At 62.0% G+C, this 22,204-nt stretch carries 19 protein-coding genes and 1 tRNA gene; 16 read left to right on the forward strand and 4 right to left on the reverse strand.

The annotated features are described in order from the left end of the window. The first annotated feature begins 219 nt into the window (after window positions 1–219). Both ubiM and EOD15_RS00175 read left to right on the forward strand, forming a co-directional pair. The gene (ubiM, locus tag EOD15_RS00170; protein ID WP_185928959.1) at window positions 220–1,401 is read left to right on the forward strand and encodes a 5-demethoxyubiquinol-8 5-hydroxylase UbiM; all 1,182 of its coding nucleotides are present in this window, start codon (window positions 220–222) and stop codon (window positions 1,399–1,401) included. A 254-nt stretch (window positions 1,402–1,655) separates the two neighbouring features. Beyond that, window positions 1,656–3,479 (forward strand): EAL domain-containing protein, encoded by a 1,824-nt coding sequence (locus tag EOD15_RS00175; protein ID WP_245463523.1) that lies wholly within the window; start codon window positions 1,656–1,658, stop codon window positions 3,477–3,479. 1,454 nt (window positions 3,480–4,933) lie between these two features. Here the strand turns inward: EOD15_RS00175 and EOD15_RS00180 are convergent. Continuing rightward, window positions 4,934–6,256, reverse strand: a complete 1,323-nt coding sequence (locus EOD15_RS00180) for an integrase (RefSeq protein WP_126057794.1) — start codon at window positions 6,254–6,256, stop codon at window positions 4,934–4,936. Between the two features lie 114 nt (window positions 6,257–6,370). Further along, a tRNA-Ser gene (locus EOD15_RS00185) sits at window positions 6,371–6,460 on the reverse strand. Between the two features lie 408 nt (window positions 6,461–6,868). Between EOD15_RS00185 and EOD15_RS00190 the strand changes: the two genes are divergently transcribed. From EOD15_RS00190 to EOD15_RS00200, 3 genes are all read left to right on the forward strand, one after another. After that, window positions 6,869–7,549, forward strand: coding sequence for a 50S ribosomal protein L21 (locus EOD15_RS00190; protein ID WP_127317713.1), 681 nt, complete (start codon window positions 6,869–6,871; stop codon window positions 7,547–7,549). 97 nt (window positions 7,550–7,646) lie between these two features. Beyond that, window positions 7,647–7,916: a 50S ribosomal protein L27 gene (gene rpmA / locus EOD15_RS00195; protein WP_013529063.1), complete on the forward strand. Its 270-nt coding sequence runs from the start codon at window positions 7,647–7,649 to the stop codon at window positions 7,914–7,916. Between the two features lie 119 nt (window positions 7,917–8,035). Continuing rightward, a complete protein-coding gene (locus tag EOD15_RS00200) occupies window positions 8,036–8,623 on the forward strand; it encodes a GNAT family protein (protein ID WP_185928958.1) in 588 nt (195 codons plus the stop codon). 177 nt (window positions 8,624–8,800) lie between these two features. On the opposite strand, the gene EOD15_RS00205 is transcribed toward EOD15_RS00200, so the two are convergent. Further along, on the reverse strand, window positions 8,801–9,670 hold the full coding sequence (locus EOD15_RS00205) for an endonuclease/exonuclease/phosphatase family protein (protein ID WP_127317717.1): 870 nt from the start codon (window positions 9,668–9,670) through the stop codon (window positions 8,801–8,803). Between the two features lie 134 nt (window positions 9,671–9,804). On the opposite strand from EOD15_RS00205, the gene obgE reads away from it, so the two are divergent. The 5 genes from obgE to EOD15_RS00230 all read left to right on the forward strand — a co-directional run bounded on the left by obgE (window position 9,805) and on the right by EOD15_RS00230 (window position 15,333). Next, window positions 9,805–10,836: a GTPase ObgE gene (gene obgE, locus EOD15_RS00210; RefSeq protein WP_127266818.1), complete on the forward strand. Its 1,032-nt coding sequence runs from the start codon at window positions 9,805–9,807 to the stop codon at window positions 10,834–10,836. Between the two features lie 4 nt (window positions 10,837–10,840). Next, entirely contained in the window at window positions 10,841–12,031 is a 1,191-nt protein-coding gene (gene proB, locus EOD15_RS00215; protein ID WP_127317719.1) for a glutamate 5-kinase, read from the forward strand. A gap of 3 nt (window positions 12,032–12,034) precedes the next feature. After that, complete coding sequence (locus tag EOD15_RS00220; protein WP_127317721.1) at window positions 12,035–13,321, forward strand: glutamate-5-semialdehyde dehydrogenase; 1,287 nt, start codon at window positions 12,035–12,037, stop codon at window positions 13,319–13,321. A gap of 27 nt (window positions 13,322–13,348) precedes the next feature. Continuing rightward, on the forward strand, window positions 13,349–13,981 hold the full coding sequence (locus EOD15_RS00225; RefSeq protein WP_245463524.1) for a nicotinate-nucleotide adenylyltransferase: 633 nt from the start codon (window positions 13,349–13,351) through the stop codon (window positions 13,979–13,981). A gap of 68 nt (window positions 13,982–14,049) precedes the next feature. After that, window positions 14,050–15,333: an MFS transporter gene (locus tag EOD15_RS00230; RefSeq protein WP_127317723.1), complete on the forward strand. Its 1,284-nt coding sequence runs from the start codon at window positions 14,050–14,052 to the stop codon at window positions 15,331–15,333. A 9-nt stretch (window positions 15,334–15,342) separates the two neighbouring features. Here the strand turns inward: EOD15_RS00230 and EOD15_RS00235 are convergent, their stop codons facing one another. After that, window positions 15,343–16,194: a mechanosensitive ion channel domain-containing protein gene (locus tag EOD15_RS00235; protein ID WP_127317725.1), complete on the reverse strand. Its 852-nt coding sequence runs from the start codon at window positions 16,192–16,194 to the stop codon at window positions 15,343–15,345. Between the two features lie 242 nt (window positions 16,195–16,436). Between EOD15_RS00235 and rsfS the strand changes: the two genes are divergently transcribed. The 6 genes from rsfS (at window position 16,437) to EOD15_RS00265 (ending at window position 22,171) form a co-directional block, all read left to right on the forward strand. Further along, the gene (rsfS, locus tag EOD15_RS00240) at window positions 16,437–16,814 is read left to right on the forward strand and encodes a ribosome silencing factor (protein WP_013529073.1); all 378 of its coding nucleotides are present in this window, start codon (window positions 16,437–16,439) and stop codon (window positions 16,812–16,814) included. Window positions 16,815–16,841: 27 nt separating this feature from the next. Beyond that, window positions 16,842–17,324, forward strand: a complete 483-nt coding sequence (rlmH, locus tag EOD15_RS00245) for a 23S rRNA (pseudouridine(1915)-N(3))-methyltransferase RlmH (RefSeq protein ID WP_127317727.1) — start codon at window positions 16,842–16,844, stop codon at window positions 17,322–17,324. Window positions 17,325–17,472: 148 nt separating this feature from the next. Continuing rightward, window positions 17,473–18,786 carry a murein hydrolase activator EnvC gene (locus EOD15_RS00250; RefSeq protein WP_245463525.1) on the forward strand — a complete coding sequence of 438 codons (1,314 nt, stop codon included), beginning with the start codon at window positions 17,473–17,475 and terminating at the stop codon, window positions 18,784–18,786. After that, window positions 18,787–20,118: a S41 family peptidase gene (locus tag EOD15_RS00255; protein ID WP_024502881.1), complete on the forward strand. Its 1,332-nt coding sequence runs from the start codon at window positions 18,787–18,789 to the stop codon at window positions 20,116–20,118. Between the two features lie 211 nt (window positions 20,119–20,329). Beyond that, window positions 20,330–21,499: a divergent polysaccharide deacetylase family protein gene (locus tag EOD15_RS00260; protein WP_127408231.1), complete on the forward strand. Its 1,170-nt coding sequence runs from the start codon at window positions 20,330–20,332 to the stop codon at window positions 21,497–21,499. Between the two features lie 156 nt (window positions 21,500–21,655). Then, entirely contained in the window at window positions 21,656–22,171 is a 516-nt protein-coding gene (locus tag EOD15_RS00265; protein ID WP_127321813.1) for an RNA pyrophosphohydrolase, read from the forward strand. Window positions 22,172–22,204: the final 33 nt, after the last annotated feature.

Below are 22,204 nucleotides of genomic sequence, written 5' to 3' on the forward strand. Positions count from 1 at the left end.
GTCGCGAGTGTCTCGCTTGCTGGCGGCGATCTGCGCGGCTGCGCGGCCAAAGGGCGGGATCGGTTAGCCGCATCCACCTCTGAGCGCTTTGAGTGCTTCGTTGCCGATCGATGCGAATCTCCCGGCCCAGCGCCTTTAGGCAATGCGGCGGCCACGGAGCTCATGTCACTCGGCTCAGTTCCACCGTTACACGAGGATAGGCGACCGGATGGCGGCACGCTGATGGGCTCTGACGATAATTTTGACATCGTTGTCGTTGGAGCCGGCCCGGTCGGCCTTTCGTTCGCTGCGTCGCTTGCCCAAAGCGAACTCAAGGTGGCAGTTGTTGAACAGAACACATTCGATAGTCTGGCGAATCCGGCTTTCGATGGTCGCGAAATCGCGCTGACCAACGCTTCGATCAGAACCCTTCGCGAGCTCGGCGCCTGGGATGTCATCCCGGCTTCGGACAAATCAGCACTTCAAGGCGCGCGCGTGCTCAACGGCTCGAGCGCATTCGCTCTTCGTTTCGATCCTCCCAGCAACTCTGGAGAACCGCTGGGGGTTTTGGTTCCAAATTGCCGGATCCGCGAGGCGCTGTTCAAAATCGTCCGCTTGCAGGATCGCGCCCGGCTGTTGTGCGGCCACTCGGTCGTCGATGCAACAAACAGCCAAGAAGGAGCAGTCGTAACGCTCTCTAATGGCGCGCGTTTAACTGCTCGGCTGGTTGTTGCCGCGGATTCGCGTTTGTCCGCCACGCGTGATCTGCTAGGCATCGGCGCCGATATCAACCGGCTTGGCCACTCGATGCTGATTTGCCGAGTGAGGCACGAGCGCGCCCACCACCAGATCGCCATCGAATGGTTCGATCACCATCAGACGATAGCGATGTTGCCCCTCGCGGAGGGCATGTCGTCGCTGCTGCTCACATTGCGCTCAAACGAGGCCTATAGACTGCTTGCCTTCGATGATGATTTGTTCCTGTCGGAGTTGACGAAACGGTGTCGAGGGCGCCTTGGAAAAATGACCTTGGCAAGCAAGCGCCACACCTATCCGCTGGTCACGACCTGGGCGCACAAATTCCGGGCGCCGAGCGCCGCACTCATCGGCGACGCTGCCATCGGCATGCACCCGGTGACCGCTCACGGATTCAACATCGGTCTCAGCAGCCAGAAGCAACTCGCCCGTGGAATCATGACTGCGTGCCGCGACGGCCGCAATGTTGGCGACCCCGACATGCTGCATATATACGAAAGGCGGCTGCGCCTGTCGGCGGCGCCGCTCTACCATGCAACGAACATATTGATTGGACTCTACTCCAGAGACCACCTGGCGGCACGGCTTGCAAGGCATCTGGGGCTTCGCTTTGCCCAACATGTTCCCCTTGTCCGGCATGGGATATCGGCGGAGCTCCAGCGGTGATACTGCACCAGCAGTCGCATTTTTGCGCGTGCTGGGCGAGCGATGGGAGAGAGTGCATGATGCACCGGAGTAATCCTGCTCCCCGACGCTGATCTCCGATTGAAGAATTAACCCGTCCTTCAGGGGGGCTGCATAGGCTGCGGACAAGCAGGAGTAAGCAAGCTGACCCGTCCAGCCTTGGAAAAGAAGATCCGCTGGAGGCGAGAATCCTTCAGGACCAGCTCGCTGATCTGAGGGCAGGCCTTTTCGTCTCAATGCCGATAAGCATTGTGCTGTCCGGGCTGATTTTGACCGTGCAGGCCCTTTCCGGGAACGGTCTTGCTGGCGCGGCCTGGTTTTCGGTCGTTAATGCGATAAATGCCGCCCGCCTTGCACTCGCCCGTCATCAGCTGAAGGAACCCGGAGTCCAGGATGATCTGACACGGGTTTGGCTGCGGCTTCGCTGGTTTGGCAGGCTTGCTCTTCTGGCGGGATTCACCTGGTCATTCCTTGCCATCCTAACGGCTGGATACACGACGTCTCAAGCATCGCTGCATCTAATAATTCTGGCGGGCATTTCAGCTGGCGCGGTCACGTACGGCAGCTCATATGCTGCGGCAGCGATATGCTTCATCACACCGCCACTCCTCATTGCCGCCGCATGTTTGCTGACGAAGGGAGCCCCGGAAAACTACATTCGGGCTTTTGCCGTCCTGCTTTTCGAGGGCGGCCTGGTTCGATCCTCGTTCGTTGGACAAGCGCGCTTCCGTGACGCGAGCCGCCTGAGACATCAAGCCGAGCGGCTTGCCGCGGAAATGGAGCGCAATTCCAGGGAGGACCATCTTACCGCGCTCCTCAACAGGCGGGGCCTCGAACATGCAATCGATCAGTTTGAGAACACCGATGGACCCTTTGTGGCCATGCTGATTGATCTGGACGGGTTCAAATCTGTCAACGGTACCTACGGTCACAGAACGGGTGACGAGCTGCTTGCCAGGATCGCCCGCCGAATAGAGGAAGAAGCACCGGAGGGCTCAACGCTCGCCCGCATCGGTGGGGATGAATTCGTGCTGGTTTTTTCTTCGCGAAAGAATTCTCCTTCTCCCACCAATCTCGCGTCCAATCTCATAGCCAAGCTTGCTCGCCCCTATCCTGGGATCGCATCCGTCCGCATTGGAGCGTCTATAGGAATCTACTTGGCTGAAAACCCCGGACTGACGGAAATGTTGTTGCGGGCCGACATCGCCCTTTACACAGCTAAGCGCCGCGGCAGGAATGAATTTTGTCTGTTCGGTGCCGAGCTAGCCCGGGAACTGCAACGCCGCCAGTCAATCGAACGCGATCTTCATTCGGCGATAACGATGAGAAGCTTGGTCGCTTGGTTTCAGCCAATCGTAAGACTCGAAACTGAAGCCGTCGTCGGTTTTGAAGCCTTGCTAAGATGGTCTCACCCGCTTCACGGTCCCATTTCTCCGCCCGAGATCATGACAGCGGCACGCGAAACTGGAATGCTTCAGCTGCTAACTCAAACGGTATTCGCCGACTGTTGCGCTCTTATCGAGGGCTTGGTCAAAGCTGACCGTCGTGATGTTCGTGTGGCGATGAATGTTTCACCGCGCGAGTTGGAAGCTGGCGATATTGACGAGATGATTCTTAATGGTCTGGCGGCAAAAGACCTCCCTGCAACGATGTTCGACATCGAGATTACCGAAGAAGCCCCAGTGGATCCGGACAGAGTGGATGAAAAGCTCGGCCAGCTTTCACATGCTGGCATTTCTATCGCGCTCGAGGACTTCGGCACCGGTTTTTCGACGTTGGCATCGCTCAAGGACAGTCGGATCAGGAAAGTGAAAATAGATCAGGGCTTCATTCGCGGCTTAGCCAAGTCCCGGGAGAATCGGCTGCTTGTCAAAGCGGTGATTGATCTTGGTAGGACGCTCGGGATCGAGGTCATGGCCGAGGGCGTTGAAACAGAGGCAGATCGGCAAACTCTGTACAAGCTTGGCTGCAGAACCGCGCAGGGCTTCCTGTTCTCTAAGGCAGTGCCTCTCCATTTGGCACTTGATTCGGTAGTAAAAGAGCACGCGAAGGAGTTGTGACCGGCCTCTCCGTCCGTGCTGCTCGCGGAACTTTCATGTGGGGTGGACCTGACGCGCGAAAGCCGTTTCGGACGGTAGAGTTATTACGGGGGCGAAACTGAGCACGTGGTTTGGATAGCAGCAATCCGGTCCACCGGCGCACATGCAGCGGCTTCATGCAAGCGTTCAAGTTGCGAGATGAGCTTGAGTGAACGACGTCGGAGAATTGCGTCCCTTGGACGCTGGTTTCGCGGTTCCCGTAGGATTCGATTACGGGAAGCGTTCTTGGCTGCTTCTCGGCTCAGCGCTCATCCGGATGAACAACGTACCCGCGGTCAAGGTTTTCGCGACCTCAACCCAGTCACCATCCCGCAACAGCAGCGGTCGGGTCCTGATCAAGCGCTCAGCCTCAGCACAGGTGCTGGAGCAACGGTAGAGCGCGGAAAACGTGTATCGGAATGCGCTGGCTCACCATAGGAAGCTGCCACGGCATGTCGAATGTCCCCAGGGGGCGGGACCGTTCCCTTGCATTTGTCTCGATGACGGGCTCTCAAAGCTAAAGCCAAGAGAGCTTTATAAAAATCGCACCCGATCGGCTGCGCAACGACGACCAGCTGAGGCCCGATCGGGTGCTAAGGTCGTGCCAAAAAAGGCGCGTCACTGTCGCATTTCTAGCCGGCTTGCGATCGGACGTCATCTCTTGGCGATCGTTGCCCCTTCTCTCAAATGCGCTTAGCGGCGCCGACGGCGAATAGCGCAAGCTTTTCCACCCGTTTCTACTCCACTACCGAGACTCGTCACCAACCTCCTTTTATTCGCTTCCATATGGCCCATCCTGTCTCCAATCGAGGAGGAGCGCGAACATGGGCCAAGCCGTAGAACGTCTCAGTCTCGGGAATTCTTCTGCTCGCCAAACTGCCGTTGTCACCGGCACCATATTTGGCAGGGTGACAGTGAACGACAAGATATCAGGCGTTCTTGTCTGGGCTGAACTATGCTTGCAAGCCATAACCCAAAAATCGCCGATCCCTTTGAATTCGAGCCGGATGAATGGGTGTTTCAAAATTTTTGGCGGTTTTAGGCAGAACCCTCCGATGGCCCGCGTACCGGTCAAGCTTCGTGAGCACTTTAGGTTCGTCGATCAGGCATAGGTTTCTATCCCATGCCACATGCTGGCCGTTTGCCTAGTTCGGAAGCCCTCGAGAGGCGTTGCTCGTCTTGGTATGGCGTCGCCCCTTTTTCCGATCCATCGGCCACGGAGCTAGAATGCTGTCTAGCTGTTGCCGCCTACTTGGTCATCCGGCATGGAGATGCCTATATACCGACCTTCGAAAGGCTGGAATACGAGGTCGAACAAATGCGGCGGAAGCTCGGAAATCGCGAGCGAGCGCAGCGCGTGCTGGCCACGCTCAACCTAAATGGCTCGGACAGCTGGAGCCGTGAGGTTGGTTCTCAAGGCCTGGATGGCGCCGCAATCACATTCGCCCGGGCGGGGTAAAAGCGATTTTTTGAAGCCACTCGCGCTTTTGCGCTAACGAAGGTCCCGCGCCGTATTTGGGCCGGATCCATTTGTGGCCCATCAGAGAAGCAATTACCTTCTCCGGCGCCTCAACTGCCGTCAGCCGGTCCTCGAAAGTGTGTCGCAGGCTATAAAGACTATGCTCGGAAGTCGGCAGAAGTTCCTTGCTGGCGAGCACCTTGTTGACGAGCGCTGAAAGTGACGCGGCCTTGTCGCGATAACGAGGAAAGCCGTCCGGATGGAGCTTGATGGCTGCAAGTGCGCCGCCAACCAAGGGAATGTCACGGGCTGAATGACCGGTCTTCAAGCGACGGCCATTGGGGCGCACCCGCACATGCGGGATTTCTTGATCGAGGTGGATTGTTTCGGTGGTGAGGTTTGCCGCTTCAGAAAGCCTGAGTCCGGTATCGGCAATCACATAGATTAGATGGCGGGCTTCGTCATTGAGTCCGTCGAGCGCGCCTTCAGCGAGTATCTTCTCCTGAATGAACTCCGCTGTGAACGCAGCGCGTTGCCCGGGGACGGCGCCGGAAAGACGCAGGTTTCGAAAAACCGGCTCCAGCTTGAGCTGGTGAGTCAGATCGACGACGCGCAGCATTTTCGAAACATGGCCGATGTCCTTGTTGGCCGTACCGATATCAAGTCCATCCTCAACGATCCGCTTTTGCCACCACTCGCGGAACGCGATTGCGTCGTCCCGAGTGAGGCTTGCGATCTCCTTGTCGCCAATGACTCCAACCAGATTGGCAACTGCGCGCTTTTTGGGGTTACGCCATTTCTTGATTTGGTTAGGCGACATGGTCAGCAAGTTCTGTTGCTCGATCGTCTCGAATTCCTTGATAAGACCGCTCAGGCGGACCGCTGGCCGCTTCTCCCCACCCATGACGGCCGAGACGTCCTGCGCGTCCTCGATCGATTTTTTGTCGAGGAGCAGCTTGATACGGGCCATGAGTTCGTCGAGCGGCCCCGCTGCTAGTTCCTCGTTAGAGCGATAGGCCAATCCAAATGACCGCGCGCGCTTCCTCGCGGCTTCGAAACGCAGCCCCGCCTCGGCGGATTGGCCTTCCCGCAGTCTACGCCAATACGCCTCCAGCCCCGCGCCGAGGCTTTGCACTGCATCTCGCGCCCGTACACCGCGGGGATCGTCAGCCACGGCGACGCCCGTGGAAATGCGTACTAGGCAGCGGCGATCAAACGCCGCGAATTCCTTCGGCACCCTGCGGACGAGATACCAGATGCCTTCACGTTTATGCGGCTTTGGCGCTGCGGAACGTCGCATTATCTTTCTCTAATGTTACACAGTTTGTTACACAGTCTAAGATAAGTTTCGCTTCGCGCTGGTCAAGCGCAACAAGGAAGCTTTTGAAAGGAAACGATTATTATGGAAGCTAAATGGCGGAGAGGGAGGGATTCGAACCCCCGATGGGCTTGCACCCATGCCGCATTTCGAGTGCGGTGCATTCGACCACTCTGCCACCTCTCCGCGGTCATGGTCGGCCGTTGCCGGCGCGGCGCACTAGATAACGGCTGAACGGGCAGGTTACAAGGCCAATCCGTCAGTTATTTGGCTTGCTTGGCAAGCGGCGGATTCACGGGCTGGTGGGGTACAGCGAGACCCGAGGCAGATTGCCGACCGGTCACCCATCCTCAGCCCAGGGGGGCAACGCCGTGGGCATGTCGGCACAGCCGGTCCGTGCCCGCCAATGACGGTCTCGGAAACGGCGCGGCTGGTTTGCCTTGACTCGCCCCCAACCTTCGGTTAGGGACAGCGCGCAATCGGCGTGGAGGGTTCTTCCGCGCCGCTTGTTTTTTGAACCCGCAGACTGACAAAAAGACGGCCGAACCGCCAGATGCGGTTCATCAAGGCCGACCGAACAGCGAAAGGCAAAAAATGTTCGCAGTCATTAAAACGGGTGGCAAGCAGTATCGCGTTGCCGCCAACGATCTCCTGAAGATCGAAAAAGTCGAAGCCAATGTCGGCGATATGGTCGAGATCGGCCATGTGCTGGCGCATGGCGAGGGCGAGAATGTCACGTTCGGCGCGCCGTTCGTCGACGGCGCGGTGGTCACCGCCGAAGTCGTCGAACAGGGCAAGAACCGCACCGTCATCGCCTTCAAGAAGCGCCGCCGGCAGAATTCGCGCCGCAAGATCGGCCATCGCCAGCTTTTGACCACCGTGCGGATCTCCGAGATCCTGCTGGGTGGCGCCAAGCCGACGAAGACGGCATCGGTCAAGGCGCCGAAGAAGGTGAAGGCCGAGGCCGCCACCGAGGTGCAGGCGGAAGCTGCGCCGAAGAAGGAGCCCAAGGCCAAGGCAGCCGAGACAAAGGCAGCCGAGACCGCGGCAGCGCCGCTGTTCAAGGCGCCGAAGGGTGAGCCGGACGATCTGACCGTGATCAAGGGCATCGGCCCGGTCGCAGCCAAGGATCTCAACGAGCAGGGCATCATCACCTTCGCGCAGCTCGCCAAGCTGACCGACAAAGATGTCGCCAAGATCGACGAGCACATGTCCTTCAGCGCCGACCAGATCAAGGACTGGCGCGAGCAGGCCAAGGAATTGGCTGCGAAGTAATTTTCTGGCGACCTGGTCGCCGGATCGGACTTGAAACGGAACGCGAACGCGTTCATAAGGCCTTTTAGGCGCCTTGCGGCGCAACGGAGTTAGTTAGATGGCACACAAGAAAGCTGGCGGCTCGTCGCGCAACGGTCGCGACTCGCATTCCAAGCGTCTGGGCGTGAAGAAGTTCGGCGGCGAAGCCGTCATCCCGGGCAACATCATCATTCGTCAACGCGGCACCACGTGGCATCCCGGCGTCAATGTCGGCATGGGCACGGACCATACGCTTTTTGCGCTCGAGACCGGCGCCGTGACGTTCAACAAAAAAGCCAACGGCCGAACCTACGTATCGGTCAACCCGATTGCCAAAGCCGCGGAGTAGCCGGTTCCGCACTAGAACACCGGCGCCCATCTCGGGACCGGTGTCTGGCAAAGCCAGGAAAAGGATCAGGGGAGATGGGTTTCCATCTCCCCTTTTTCTTGTGCCTGGAGGACTTTCAAATGGTTGCCGAAGCGGAAGACTCAGAAGACGAAAGTTACGCGATAGATTGTCCGGTGCTGGTCACCGAGCGACTGGTGATGCGGGCGCCTCACGAAGGCGATATCGCGCAACTGGTCGAACTTGCCGACAACCGCCATGTCGCCGAAATGCTGGCCCGCATGCCGCACCCCTATGGCGAGCCCGAGGCGCGCTGTTTCCTGGCCATGACCAAGTCGCGCCGGGCCGGTATCGCTTATGCCCTGACGCTGGCCAGCACCGACACTTTCGTCGGCTGCGCCGGTCTCAACACCACCGATCGCGGGCTGGAGCTCGGTTACTGGATCGGCGACCCGCACTGGAAGAAGGGCTATGCGACCGAGGCGGCACATGCGCTGGTCGATCTCGCCTTCCAGAGGACGTCGATCCAGGTTCTGCATGCCTCGACCCGGGTCATCAATCCGGCCTCGCGCCGCGTCATCCACAAATGCGGGTTCCAATATGCCGGCCAGGGCATGCTGAATTCGATTGTCGCCGGCCAGGTTCCGGTCGAGCGCTACCGGCTCGATCGCAAGACCTGGACGAGCTTGCGGAACTGGGTCCACTTTTGATGTGTGCCGTATTCAGGTGAGGCCGGCCTGCGAATGGCGGTTTCCTGCGCTTCCGGTGCTCGCGTACGAAAAGTACGCTCCGCTCCGGTTCTCGGAAGCCACTATTCTCGGCTCGGCCTGACCTGAATCTCGACTCACATCGGGTACGGCGCGAAACCAATGGGAGGCAAACCTGGATCAGCCCAGTTCGACCCAGACCGGCAGATGGTCCGAACCGTCCGCTTTCCGGTCAACCCACAGGCGCTGCAGGGATTTGGCGAGCGACGCGCTGGTGAAGATGTAGTCGATGCGCTTGTGGCGGCTGGGATCGGTGGGTTGCTTGGGATCGACCCAGCTGATGAGATCGTCGCCGGTGGCGTTCAGGCGCAAGGCGGCATCAACGGCGAAGTCGGCGGTCAGCGGCATGCCGAATTCATGATCCGGCCGGCCGGCGAGTTCGACATATTCGGGTGAGCCGGCCAACATGTTGAAATCGCCCATACCGACAAAGGCTTCGGGATGCGGCAATTCCGGCAGGCCGATCTCGGCGACGCCGGACAGCGCGCCGCCTTCGAGCGCGTAGTTCAGCATGCGTTGGCGCAGGAACTCGATCTGGCTGGCGCGTTCGACGGGGCTGCGGTGATCGAGATGGATGGAATAGAAGCGGATGAAACCAAGCGGCGTCTCGATCAGCGCTTCCAGCGCGCCACGCTGGAAGTTCATCATCTCAAAGCTGCGGCTGCGCGGCAAAAGCAGGTTGCGCGACAGATGAATGGGGGTCTTAGACAGCACCATGTTGCCGAGCTGGAAGGTTTTCGTGATGGCGCGGCCATTGTCGATGTGCGAACCGATATTGGCCTCGAAATTGCTGCCATAGACGGCGAAGTAGTCGGGCAGCGCCTCGCCGATCTCGGCGACCATGTCGCGGCCGCCATTCCGGGGATTGTTGCGGGTCACCTCCTGCAAAGCGATCACGTCGGCGCCGCGCACGGCATCAGCGATGCGCCCGACATCGTATTGCCCGTCGAGGCCGATGCCGTACTGGATGTTGTAAGTTACAAGCTTCATTCCGGCATCTCTCCGGCCGATCCCGCGCGGCCATTGTCACAAAACGGCCTCGCCCTTCGCCGCGCCTTGGTTTAGAGCAAGGGCCAAGGTTTAGAGCAATGCCGCAAGGCCACTAGTAGAAACTGTACAATCCCATGAAATTTCTCGATCAAGCCAAGGTCTACATCCGCTCCGGTGACGGTGGCGCCGGTTCCGTGTCGTTCCGGCGCGAAAAGTTCATCGAGTTCGGCGGGCCGGATGGCGGTGATGGCGGCCGTGGCGGCGATGTCTGGCTGGAGGCGGTCGACGGACTGAACACGCTGATAGACTACCGCTACCAGCAGCATTTCAAGGCCAAGACCGGCGTCCACGGCATGGGCCGCAACATGACCGGCGCCAAGGGCGCCGATGTCACGCTGAAGGTGCCGGCGGGAACGCAGGTGTTCGAAGAAGACAACGAGACGCTGATCTGCGACCTGACCGTGGTCGGCCAGCGCTTTTTGCTCGCCAAGGGCGGCAATGGTGGCTTCGGCAACCAGCATTTCAAGACCTCGACCAACCAGGCGCCGCGCCGCGCCAACCCCGGCCTGCCGGGGCAGGAGCTCAACATCTGGCTGCGGCTGAAGCTGATCGCCGATGCCGGACTGGTCGGGCTGCCGAATGCCGGCAAGTCGACATTCCTGGCCGCCGTCACCGCGGCCAAGCCGAAGATCGCCGACTATCCGTTCACGACCCTGCATCCCGGCCTCGGCGTTGCCCGCATCGACGCGCGCGAATTCGTCATCGCCGATATTCCGGGCCTCATCGAAGGCGCGCATGAGGGTGTCGGCATCGGGGACCGCTTCCTTGGCCATGTCGAGCGCACGCGTGTGCTGTTGCATCTGGTTTCGGCGCAGGAGGAAAATCCGGGCAAAGCCTACAAGACCGTGCGCGCGGAGCTTGAGGCCTATGGCAACGGCCTGACCGACAAGGTCGAGATCGTGGCACTGTCCCAGGTCGACACGCTCGACGCCGATGCGCGCAAGAAGAAAGTCGCCTCGCTGAAGCGTGCCGCCGGCCGCGCGCCGATGCTGTTGTCGGCCGTCACCGGCGAGGGTGTCGAGGCGGTGCTGCGGGCGCTGATGTCGGTGGTGGCCGAGGCGCGTGCGCAGATCGCTGCGCCAGTCGAGACGCGCTGGGAAAAGTAGGACGATGCAGTCGCTGGGAAAATATCGGCGCATCACCGTCAAGATCGGCTCGGCGCTGCTCGTCGACCGCGCGACAGGCCTGAAGCGCGACTGGCTGGCCTCGCTCGCCGACGACATTGCGGCGCTGGCCAAGGGCGGCGCTGAAATCCTCGTCGTCTCGTCCGGCGCCATCGCGCTAGGCCGCACGATCCTTGGTCTCGGCAAGCGCGCCTTGAAGCTCGAAGAGAGCCAGGCCGCGGCAGCCGTCGGGCAGATCGCATTGGCCGGCGCGTGGTCGGATGCGCTCGGCAAGGGCAGCCTGAAATCGGGCCAGATCCTGCTGACGCTCGGCGACACCGAGGAGCGCCGCCGCTATCTCAATGCACGGGCAACGATCTCGACGCTGCTCAAGATGAAGGCGGTGCCGGTCATCAACGAAAACGACACGGTGGCGACGTCCGAAATCCGCTATGGCGACAATGACCGGCTGGCGGCCCGTGTCGCCACCATGATGGGTGCTGATCTTTTGGTGCTGCTCTCCGACATCGATGGCCTCTATACGGCGCCGCCGGCGCGTGACCCTCAGGCCAAATTCATTCCGGTGGTCGACCGCATCACGCCCGATATCGAGGCGATGGCGGGTGCGGCCGCTTCCGAGCTGTCGCGCGGCGGCATGCGCACGAAGCTCGATGCCGGCAAGATCGCCACCGCCGCCGGCACCGCGATGATCATCACCTCAGGCACGCGGTTGTCGCCGCTGATGGCGATCGAACGCGGCGAGCGCGCTACTTTCTTTCGGCCGAGCAGCAACCCGGTCAAGGGCTACAAGACCTGGATCGCCGGCCAGCTCGAACCGGCCGGCCGGCTTACGGTCGATGCCGGCGCCATCGGTGCGCTGCTGTCGGGCAAGTCGTTGCTGCCGGCCGGCGTCAAGCTGGTCAGCGGCAATTTCTCGCGCGGCGACACGGTGGCGATCCTGTCGCCCGAGGGCCGCGAGATCGCGCGCGGGCTGGTTGCCTACGATGCGGCCGATGCCGTAAGGATCGCGGGCCTGAAGACGACCGAGATCGAAACCGTGCTCGGCTACGAGGCGCGTTCGGCGATGATCCACCGCGACGACCTTGTGGTGAGCCATTCGGGTGACCAAGTACGGGCCGGCGACCAAACAGGGGCCGGTGACCAAGTCACGGTCGGTGGCGATGTAAGCGGAGGATGAGCCATGCTGAAACTGCATGAAAAATCCGGGGATGACACCGTAGCAACGATGGCCGATATCGGCCGTCGTGCCCGCGCTGCCGCCCGACCGCTGGCCATTGCCACGACCGCCGCCAAGAATGCTGCACTTCTCGCCATGGCCGAGGCGATCGTCGCTCGGGAGCAGGACATTCTCGACGCCAACGCCATCGATGTCTCGAACGGCCAGGAATCCGGGCTTTCCGCCTCCTTCATGGATCGGCTGAAGCTCGATCCGGCGCGCATTCGCGCCATGGCCGACGGCATCAGGGAAATCGCCGCGCTGCGCGATCCGGTCGGCGATGTGATGGCGCAATGGGACAGGCCGAACGACCTGCATATCGAGCGTGTGCGCACGCCGCTCGGCGTCGTCGGCGTCATCTATGAGAGCCGCCCGAACGTCACCGCCGATGCCGGCGCGCTGTGCCTCAAGGCAGGCAATCCGGTGATCCTGCGTGGCGGCTCGGATTCGCTCAATTCATCAGCCGCCATCCATGCCTGCCTGGTCGAAGGGCTGAAGCAAGCCGGCCTGCCGGAAGACGCCATCCAGCTGGTGCCGACCACCGATCGCGCCGCCGTTGGCGAGATGCTGAAGGGCCTCGGCGGCACGCTGGATGTCATCATCCCGCGCGGCGGCAAAAGCCTCGTCGGCCGGGTGCAGAACGAGGCGCGGGTGCCGGTCTTCGCGCATCTCGAAGGCATCTGCCATCTCTACATCGACCGCTCGGCCGATCTCGACATGGCGGTGCGGATTGCGGTCAACGCCAAGATGCGGCGCACCGGCGTCTGCGGTGCCGCCGAGACGCTGCTGGTCGACCGGGCGGTTGCCTCCACGCATCTGGTGCCGATCCTCGACGCGCTTCGAGCGGCCGGCTGCGAAATCCATGCCGATGCCGACGTGCTGAAAGTATTTTTCGATGCCAAGCCGGCGATCGATGCCGACTGGGTGACCGAATATCTCGACGCCATCATCGCGGTGAAGCTGGTCGACGGCGTTGCCGGTGCCATCGAGCATATCGAGACGTTTTCCTCGCATCACACCGAGGCGATCGTCGCCGAGGACGCGCAAGCCGTCGAAAGATTCTTCAACGAGATCGATTCGGCGATCCTGCTGCACAACGCATCGACGCAGTTCGCCGATGGCGGTGAGTTCGGCATGGGCGCCGAGATCGGCATAGCCACCGGCAAGATGCATGCGCGCGGACCGGTCGGCGTCGAGCAACTGACCTCGTTCAAATACCGCGTGCGCGGGTCGGGACAGGTGAGGCCTTGAATCTTTTCGTTGTCAGAGCCTGAGGCAATGCTGGCATCTTCCGAACCGGCGGTACCCTCCCGTTACCTGAAGATGCCGCATGCCGAGAAAGGCCTCGCCGTCGGCCTGTTCGGCGGCTCGTTCAATCCGCCGCATGCCGGCCATGCGCTGGTCGCCGAGATCGCGCTCAGGCGCCTGGCGCTCGACCAGCTGTGGTGGATGGTCACGCCGGGCAATCCGCTGAAGAACACCAGGGAACTGGCGCCGCTCGGCGAACGGCTGCAGCTGTCGGAGCAGATTGCCAAGAACCCGAAGATCAAGGTCACCGCCTTCGAAGCCGCCCATCACGTCCGCTACACCGCCGACACGCTGGCGCTGGTCAAGGAGCGCAATCCCGGCATCGACTACGTCTGGATCATGGGGGCGGATAGTTTGCGCGATTTCCACCGCTGGCAGCGCTGGCGCGAGATCGTCATGACCTTCCCGATCGCCGTCATCGACCGTCCGGGCGCGACGCTGTCGTTCCTGTCCTCCGTCGTCGCCAAGACCTTCGACTATGCCCGCATCGACGAGGGCGATGCGCCGCGGCTTGCCCGCATGAAGGCACCGGCCTGGACTTTCATCCACGGCCCGCGCTCGTCGCTGTCATCGAGCGCGATCCGCAAGCTGGCGAAGGGGTGAGCCCGACCGCCCGCCCATGTCGCTTTTATCGCTCCCTTTGCCCGTTTCATGGGCAATCCTGAGCAGGCATGTCGATTCCCAGGAAAACCCGCAGCGAAGCCGAGCAGGGCGCCGAGCCCACACCGCTGATCGCGATTGCCAGCGTCATCGTGTCGATGGCACTGATAGCCGTCGGCAACGGGCTGATGTTTGCCTATATCCCGGTCCGGCTCGGCGCCGAGGGTTTCGATCCGACCTGGGCCGGGCTGATCATCACCGGACTTTCGGCCGGCGGGCTCGCCGGATGCATCCTGACCGGACCGCTGGTGCGAAGGGTCGGCCATGCCCGTGCCTTCATGGTGTTGTCGGCGCTGATCGCACTGGCCAACGCCGCTGTCGGCGCCGGGGTCCATCCGCTGCTGTGGATAGCCGCCCGCGCGCTCTACGGCTTTGCCATCTGCGGCCTGTTCATCGTCGCGCAGAGCTGGCTCAACGACGCCGTTGCCAACGCCATCCGCGGCCGGGTGATGGCTTTCTTCTACGTTGCCTATGTCGCCGGGCTCGGGGTCGGCTACGCGACGCTGGCGCTGGTCGATATCAGGACAGCGGATGCGCCGCTGATCGGCATCGTCTTCACGGCGCTATCGATCCTTCCCGTCGGGATGACCCGACTTGCCCAGCCGCCGGCACCGCAGGCGGCCTCGGTGGCGCTGCGCCGCGCCTGGCGGGTTTCACCGGTCGGCGTCGCCGGCATGCTTGCGGTCGGCGGCCTGTCAATGTCGATTGCGGGCTTCGCGCCGATCCACGCCACGGCCGAGGGCTACAGCCAGGCCGATGTGGCGCTGCTGCTTTCGGCGATGCCTCTCGGCACGCTGATCCTGCAGATCCCGCTTGGCTGGATTTCCGACCGAACCGACCGCCGCTATGTGCTGATCGCCGCATCCGCGCTTGCCATGGTCGCCGGCGTATTTGCGCTCGGGTACGATGGCGGCGCGTTGGCCGCGTTGGTTGTGATCTATATCGTGTGGGACGGCGCCTCGGAATCGATCTATTCGCTGGCCAGCGCACATGCCGCCGACCGCGCCGGCAAGGATGACATGGTGGCGCTGTCCAGTTCGCTTCTATTTGCCTGGTCGCTGTCGGGTTTCGTCGTGCCCGGCATCGTGACGGCGCTTTCGGCCGTCTTTGGAACGCAGGCTTTCATCTATGTGGCTGTTCTCATCGCCGCAGCCTTCTGCCTGTTCGTGCTTCTGCGCGTCTTCACGACGGGTGCGGTCCCGGTCGGTGAAACCGGCAGTTTCGCACCGATGACGGCGCAGGCGCCTTTGCCGGTCGAACTTGCCTTCTCACCGGACGATGAGGGCCGGCACTGAGCCAACCGACTATTGCCGGCGGGCTTCGGGTTGGGGCGCTTCCGGCGGCGGCAGCGGGATCGATATGCCTTCGCTATCGAATTCCTGTTTGGCGCGCTTGGTGAGATCAGTCTGGGTGGCGAAGAAGTCCGCCGACGATGTCCAATAGCGCAAGGCAATCGAAACAGTGCTGTCACCCAATGTCGAGACGAAAGCGATCGGCGCCGGCTCACGTTTCACTCGCCGTTCGGCCGCGGCAATTGCAAGCAAGGTTTTCTGCGCCCTGTCGATGTCGTTCCAGGAGCCGATGCTGAGCGTGATATCGCTGCGGCGCACGCCGTTGCGCGAGAAGTTGCGCACCGGCTGGTTCCACAACGTCGAGTTGGGCGCCAGGATGTAGACGCCGTCGGCGGTCCTGAGCTTGGTCGCGAACAGACCGATTTCCTCGATCGTGCCGGCGATCGAACCAACCTCGACGGATTCGCCGATGCGGAACGGCCGCAGCGCCAGAAGCATGATGCCGGCGGCGATGTTCTGCAGCGTGCCCTGCAACGCCAGGCCGATGGCGAGGCCAATGGCACCGATCGCGGCAATGATCGAGGCCGTCTGCACGCCGAACTGGCCGAGCACCATGATGGTGACGAGGATCAGGATGGCGTAGCGGACGATCTTGGAGAAGAAATGCCGCAACGTCGCGTCGAAACCATGGATATGGCCGAGACCGGCGAAGATCGAACGTTCGGCAAGACCGGCGACGATATAGCCGACAATCAAGAGAATGACGGCACCGATGGCCGAGAAGGAGTACGAAACAATCAGCGTGCTCAGTTGGGCGAGGCCAGCCTGGACGCTGAGAAAGGCGTTTTGCGGGTCGATCGGCATGGGGGGAATCCGGTTGGTCGGTGAGCCGATAACCCATGCGGGCGGTGAGGGTTCCGATCTTTTCCGGCGTGCAGCGGAACCACAAGAGCGACAATACGTTCGTGCGAGGCAGGGTCCCGTCTTGAAACTGTCAGGGAACTCTGCCTATCTAAGTGGTGTCACCTGCTTCAAGGGGTGATTTGGTTGTTCTTGCTGCGAAAGGAAATACACTGAGAACAGCACTGCGGAAGAAGGCCGATATCATGCCTTCGCCGGCCAGGATCAGCGTAGACGACGCCGTGTCCCGCGCCATCAAGACAGTCCTTGCCAGTCTGGAAGACTCCAAGGCCGAAAACATTGTCTCCATCGACATCCAGGGGAAATCGAGCCTCGGCGACTACATGGTCGTCGCTTCGGGCCGATCGCACCGTCATGTCGCGGCTGTCGCCGATCATCTTCTCAAAGCGATCAAGGATGCCGGTCTCGGCACCGCGCGCGTTGAGGGGCTGTCCGGCGCCGACTGGGTCCTGATCGATTCTGGCGACATCATCGTCCATGTCTTCCGCCCCGAAGTCCGCGAATTCTACAATCTCGAAAAGATGTGGCAGGCGCCGGACCTCGAGGAAGAAACGCTCCACTAAGTCGTTCGCGCGGCTTACAAGGCGAGGATGAAGATATCAGTTCATGCCGTGGGCCGGATGAAAGCCGGCCCCGAAAAGCTGCTTGCCGACCGCTATTTCGAGCGCTTCGCCAAGAGCGGCCCGGCCGTGGGGCTTGAATTTGGCGGCATTGCCGAGATTGCCGAGGGGCGCAGCCAGACCGCCAACGAGCGGCGGCGCGAGGAAGGCCAGAAGCTGCAGACGCAGTTGCATCCTGGCACCGCGCTGGTCCTGCTTGACGAACGCGGCAAAAGCTTTTCCTCGGAAGATTTCGCCGGGCGCCTTGGCCTGTTGCGTGATGGTGGCCGCAAGGCGCTGGTCATCGCCATCGGTGGCGCCGACGGTCACGATCACTCGCTGCGCGACCAGGCCGAACTGGTGATGTCGTTCGGATTGCTGACATGGCCGCATCAGCTGGTGCGCGTGATGCTGGGAGAGCAGCTTTATCGGGTGGCCACCATCCTTTCGGGACATCCCTATCATCGCTCGTGAACCGGTGAATTGGTGCAGTACACCCGGATTTCCGCCCCAATGCCGAGGCAAGATTGCACCGAGTGGGCGGTTTCGAACATGGTTGATTGTTCGTTAACGAAGCCACGCATAGAGTCGGGCTTCAATGTCTGAAGACAGAAAATCAAGAATGGGCTCATGGCGCGCACGCTGCGGCATCGCGGTGGCGGTGCTTGTGCTGTCGCTGCATGCGGGGCGGGCGGAAAACACGCTCGACATGGCTCCCGATCCGGATCAGAGCCGGGCCGAATATGAACGGGTCTCGAAGGAGATCACGCTGTCGTCGGAACGATTGGCCAAACTCTCCGCCGATATCGCGACGATCAAGAAGGATCACGCCTCGATCACCGCCGCATTGATCCAGTCGGCGATGACCGAGCAGAAGCTCGGCCAGGACATCGAGGACATCGGCGCCCGGCTGGAAGGACTGAAGGGCCAGGAACAGAAGATCCGCGCCTCGCTGATGGCGCGGCGCGACGTTCTGGCCGAAGTGCTGGGCGCGTTGCAGCGCATGGGCCTCAACCCGCCGCCGGCGATCCTGGTCAAGCCCGAGGACGCGCTGTCGTCGGTGCGCAGCGCCATCCTGCTCGGCGCGGTGGTGCCGGAACTGCGCCAGCAGACCGATAGCCTGCTTGCCGATCTCAAGGAACAGACCAGGCTCACGGCGTCGATCGAGGCCGAACGGGCGCGGCTGACGGCGGCGGTCGGCGACCAGACGGCGGAAAAGAAGCGGCTCGGCATGCTGCTGGAGGCCAAGCAGAAGCTCGAAGCCGACACGCAGACGCAAATGGCCGCCGAAAAGCAGCGATCCGAAGCGCTGGCGGCCAAGGCCGGCAGCCTGAAGGAGTTGATCGCATCGCTCGAAGCGCAGGCCGACAAGAGCCGCAAGGCCGCCGATGCGGCCAAGGCCGCGGAGCCGAAGACACCGGATGGCGACAACACATCGGCGCCGGCGGAACTGGCGTCGCTGCCCGTTCCGGAAAGCAACCAACTTGCCGCCGCGGTGCCCTTTTCGGCCCTTCAGGGACAGATCGCGCTGCCGGTGACCGGCCGTATCAAGCGGCGATTCGGCGCCGATGACGGTAACGGCGCGGTGATGCTTGGCGACATGGTTGCGACACAATCGGGAGCCATCGTTACCGCGCCGGCGGATGGAAATGTGCTTTATGCGGGGCCGTTTCGCTCTTATGGTCAACTCTTGATCCTGAACGCAGGCGACGGCTATCATGTCGTTTTGGCGGGGATGAGCAGAATCAGCGTCGCGACCGGTCAATCAGTGCTTGCAGGAGAGCCGATCGGTGCGATGGGAGAGGCCCGGGTGGCGAGCACCTCGGTTTCGAAGAATGGAAATGCCACGCCGGAACTCTATGTCGAGTTCCGCAAGGATGGAAAACCCGTCGATCCGGCCCCATGGTGGGCGGACCGTTTTTCTGGAAGGACGTGAATAATGCGGAAACTGTCGCTTCTGTTTGCCGGTGCGCTGATGGGCGCGTCCGCCATGAGCCTGGTCTATGGCGCGCCCGGCTCGGCGGCGAACGCTGCAGGGTCGGAGACCTACAAGCAACTGGCGATCTTCGGCGATATCTTCGAGCGGGTGCGGGCACAGTATGTGACACCGCCCGACGACAAGTCGCTGGTCGAGAATGCCATCAACGGCATGCTGGCCTCGCTTGACCCGCACTCCTCCTACATGAATGCCGAGCAGGCGCAGGATATGCGCGTCCAGACCAAGGGCGAGTTCGGCGGCCTCGGCATCGAGGTCACCATGGAGAACGATCTGGTCAAGGTGATCACGCCGATCGACGACACGCCGGCCGCCAAGGCAGGCGTGCTGGCCGGCGACTACATCGCCAAGATCGACGGCGAAGAGGTTCGCGGTCTGACCCTCAACGATGCGGTCGACAAGATGCGCGGCCTGGTCAACACGCCGATCAAGCTGACCATCCTGCGCCAGGGCGCCGACAAGCCGATCGAACTGACGGTCGTGCGCGACATCATCAAGGTCAAGGCGGTCAAGTTCCGGGTGGAGAACGACATCGGCTACATGAAGATCACCTCCTTCACCGAAAAGACCTATGACGACCTCGAGAACGCCATCGACACCATCAAGAAGCAGATTCCCGACGACAAGCTGAAGGGCTACGTTCTGGATCTCCGCCTCAATCCGGGTGGCCTGCTCGACCAGGCGGTGAGCGTGTCCGATGCCTTCCTCAACCGCGGCGAGATCGTCTCGACGCGCGGCCGCGACCCCAAAGACGTCACCCGCTTCGACGCCAAGCCCAAGCAGGTCGACGACATCAACGGCAAGCCGATGATCGTCCTGGTCAATGGCGGTTCGGCCAGTGCGTCGGAAATCGTCGCCGGCGCGCTGCAGGACCTGCGCCGTGTCACGGTGGTCGGCACGCAGTCCTTCGGCAAGGGTTCGGTGCAGACCATCATTCCGCTCGGCGAGAATGGTGCGCTGCGGCTGACGACGGCGCTCTATTATACGCCGTCCGGCAAGTCGATCCAGGGCAAGGGCATCACGCCGGACATCAAGGTCGAACAGCCACTGCCGCCGGAACTGCAGGGCAGGGATCTGACACGTGGCGAATCCGATCTCAAGGGCCATATCAAGGGCGCCGACGAGAGCACGACGGGTTCGGGCTCGGCGGCCTATGTGCCGCCGGATCCGAAAGACGATCTGCAGCTCATCTATGCCGAGCAGCTGCTGCGTGGCCAGAAGACCGATCCGTCCTTCCCGCCCAATCCGCAAAAGGCGGTTCTCAACCAGTAAGGATCTGGAGCGGCGCACGCGCCGCCCCATCTTTCTGTTTGAGCCAGATGGAAGCAATGCGATGCTGCCGGGACCGAGAGGTTCCGGCAGTTTGATTCGGGGGGCGAGGCAAAGCTCCCGAGATATGGCGCGGGGTGCGCCGGGATTGATGAATTCGCGCATGTCTTTCGAAGCGGCTTCGTCTTCGGAGCCATGTGCCCGGGGATTAGGCTTGGCTGATATCGACAAGGACATCGAACGCCCGCTCGGACAGGCAGTCCGGCCGCCGCGCGCCGCCGGCAAGATCAGCGGCGGTGCGATCATGGCGACAGTGGCCGTGCTGGCGGTGGCCGGCGTCTCCGGCGCGATCGCGCTCAGGGAAAAGCCGTTTAGAAAGCCGCAAGAGGTTGCCGTTTCAACGCCGAAAGTGACCGCGGCGGCCGAGCCTGCCCCTGCGCCGCCCGCATCGCCCCCGAAGCCGGAGGCGCCGGTTAAATCAGGCGGGCCGCAGATCATCCATGTGCAGACGGAGGAGGGCGATGGGCCGCCCAAGGCAGCGATTGTCATTCGCGATCCGTCGACCATCGGCCAGAACCTGAAGATCGCGCATATTCCAGACAAGGCGCTGATCGAGACCAGCGAGACCGGGCCGTTGCCGGTGCGCGCCACGGATGGCAGGCGGCCGTTCGACGTCTATGCGCGGCCCTGGTCGGGCGGGCGCGGCGCACGGGTGGCGATCGTCATCGGCGGGCCTTCGGTTTCGCAGACCGGCACCCAGGCGGCCATCGCCAAGCTGCCGGCGGAAGTGACGCTGGCTTTCGCACCGCAAGGCAACAGCATCGGCCGGTGGATGCAGGCAGCCAGGCAGAGCGGCCACGAGATCGTCATGCAGGTGCCGCTCGAACCGTTCGATTATCCGAAGGTAAATCCGGGCCGCAACACGCTGACGGTGGCGGCGAGCGCGGATGAGAATCTGAAGAGCCTGCACTGGGCGCTGTCGCGGACGACCAACTATACCGGCGTCATGAACTATATGGGCGCCCGCTTTTCCGCCGACGCGGCGGCGATGGAGCCGTTCATGGCCGAGCTCGGCAAACGCGGCCTTGCCTATATCGATGACGGCTCGTCGGCGCGCAGCCTGGCGCCGGACCTGGCGCTGAAGGACGGCGTGCCGTTCGTCGCCGGCGACATGGCGATCGATGCCGTGCAGGATCGCGGCGAAATCCTGAAGAAGCTCGACAGCCTGGAGGCGACCGCGCGGGCCAAAGGCACTGCCGTCGGCATCGGTTCGGCCTTCGACCTGACGGTCGATACCGTGTCGTCCTGGGTGGTCGAGGCCAAGAAGCGCGGCATCGAGATCGTGCCGATTTCAGCGGTGGCTATAGATCCGCAAAAAGGCTAACAGCCGTATTGATAATTCTACTCCGGCGGGCATCTGGCGACGTTTTCTGCGCTTCCGGTGCTCACGTACTTTAAGTACGCTCCGCTCCGGTTCTCGAAACCGCTCGCCACCCGCCTCACCGGAGCGAATTCTCAAAACGGCTGGACCCCATCACTCATGGCAAAAAAAATCGACCGCGAAAAATTGCCTTACCGTCCCTGTGTCGGGCTGATGATCCTCAATGCCGAGGGCCTTGTCTGGGTCGGGCACCGGATTGCCGAACCGGACAGCGAATTTGCCGGCACGACGCAGCTCTGGCAGATGCCGCAGGGCGGCATCGACGAGGGCGAGGAGCCATTGCAGGCGGCCGAGCGCGAGCTCTATGAGGAGACCGGCATGCGAGGCGTCTCGCTGCTGGCCGAGGCGCCGGACTGGATCAACTATGATTTGCCGGACCATCTCGTCGGCATGGCCTTCAAGGGCCGGTATCGCGGCCAGACGCAGAAATGGTTCGCCTTTCGCTTCCACGGCGATGTCAGCGAGATCCAGATCAACCCGCCGCCGGGTGGCCACACCGCAGAGTTCGACAAATGGGCATGGCGGCCTATGCAGGACCTTCCCGACCTGATCGTGCCGTTCAAGCGCCATGTCTATGAGGATGTGGTGACGGCATTCCGGCATCTGGTGCAATAGCCGCTATACAACAACCGCGGTTGCCGCGCCGGC

It is taken from the genome of Mesorhizobium sp. M7A.T.Ca.US.000.02.2.1 (genome assembly GCF_003996995.1).
Taxonomy (GTDB): domain Bacteria; phylum Pseudomonadota; class Alphaproteobacteria; order Rhizobiales; family Rhizobiaceae; genus Mesorhizobium.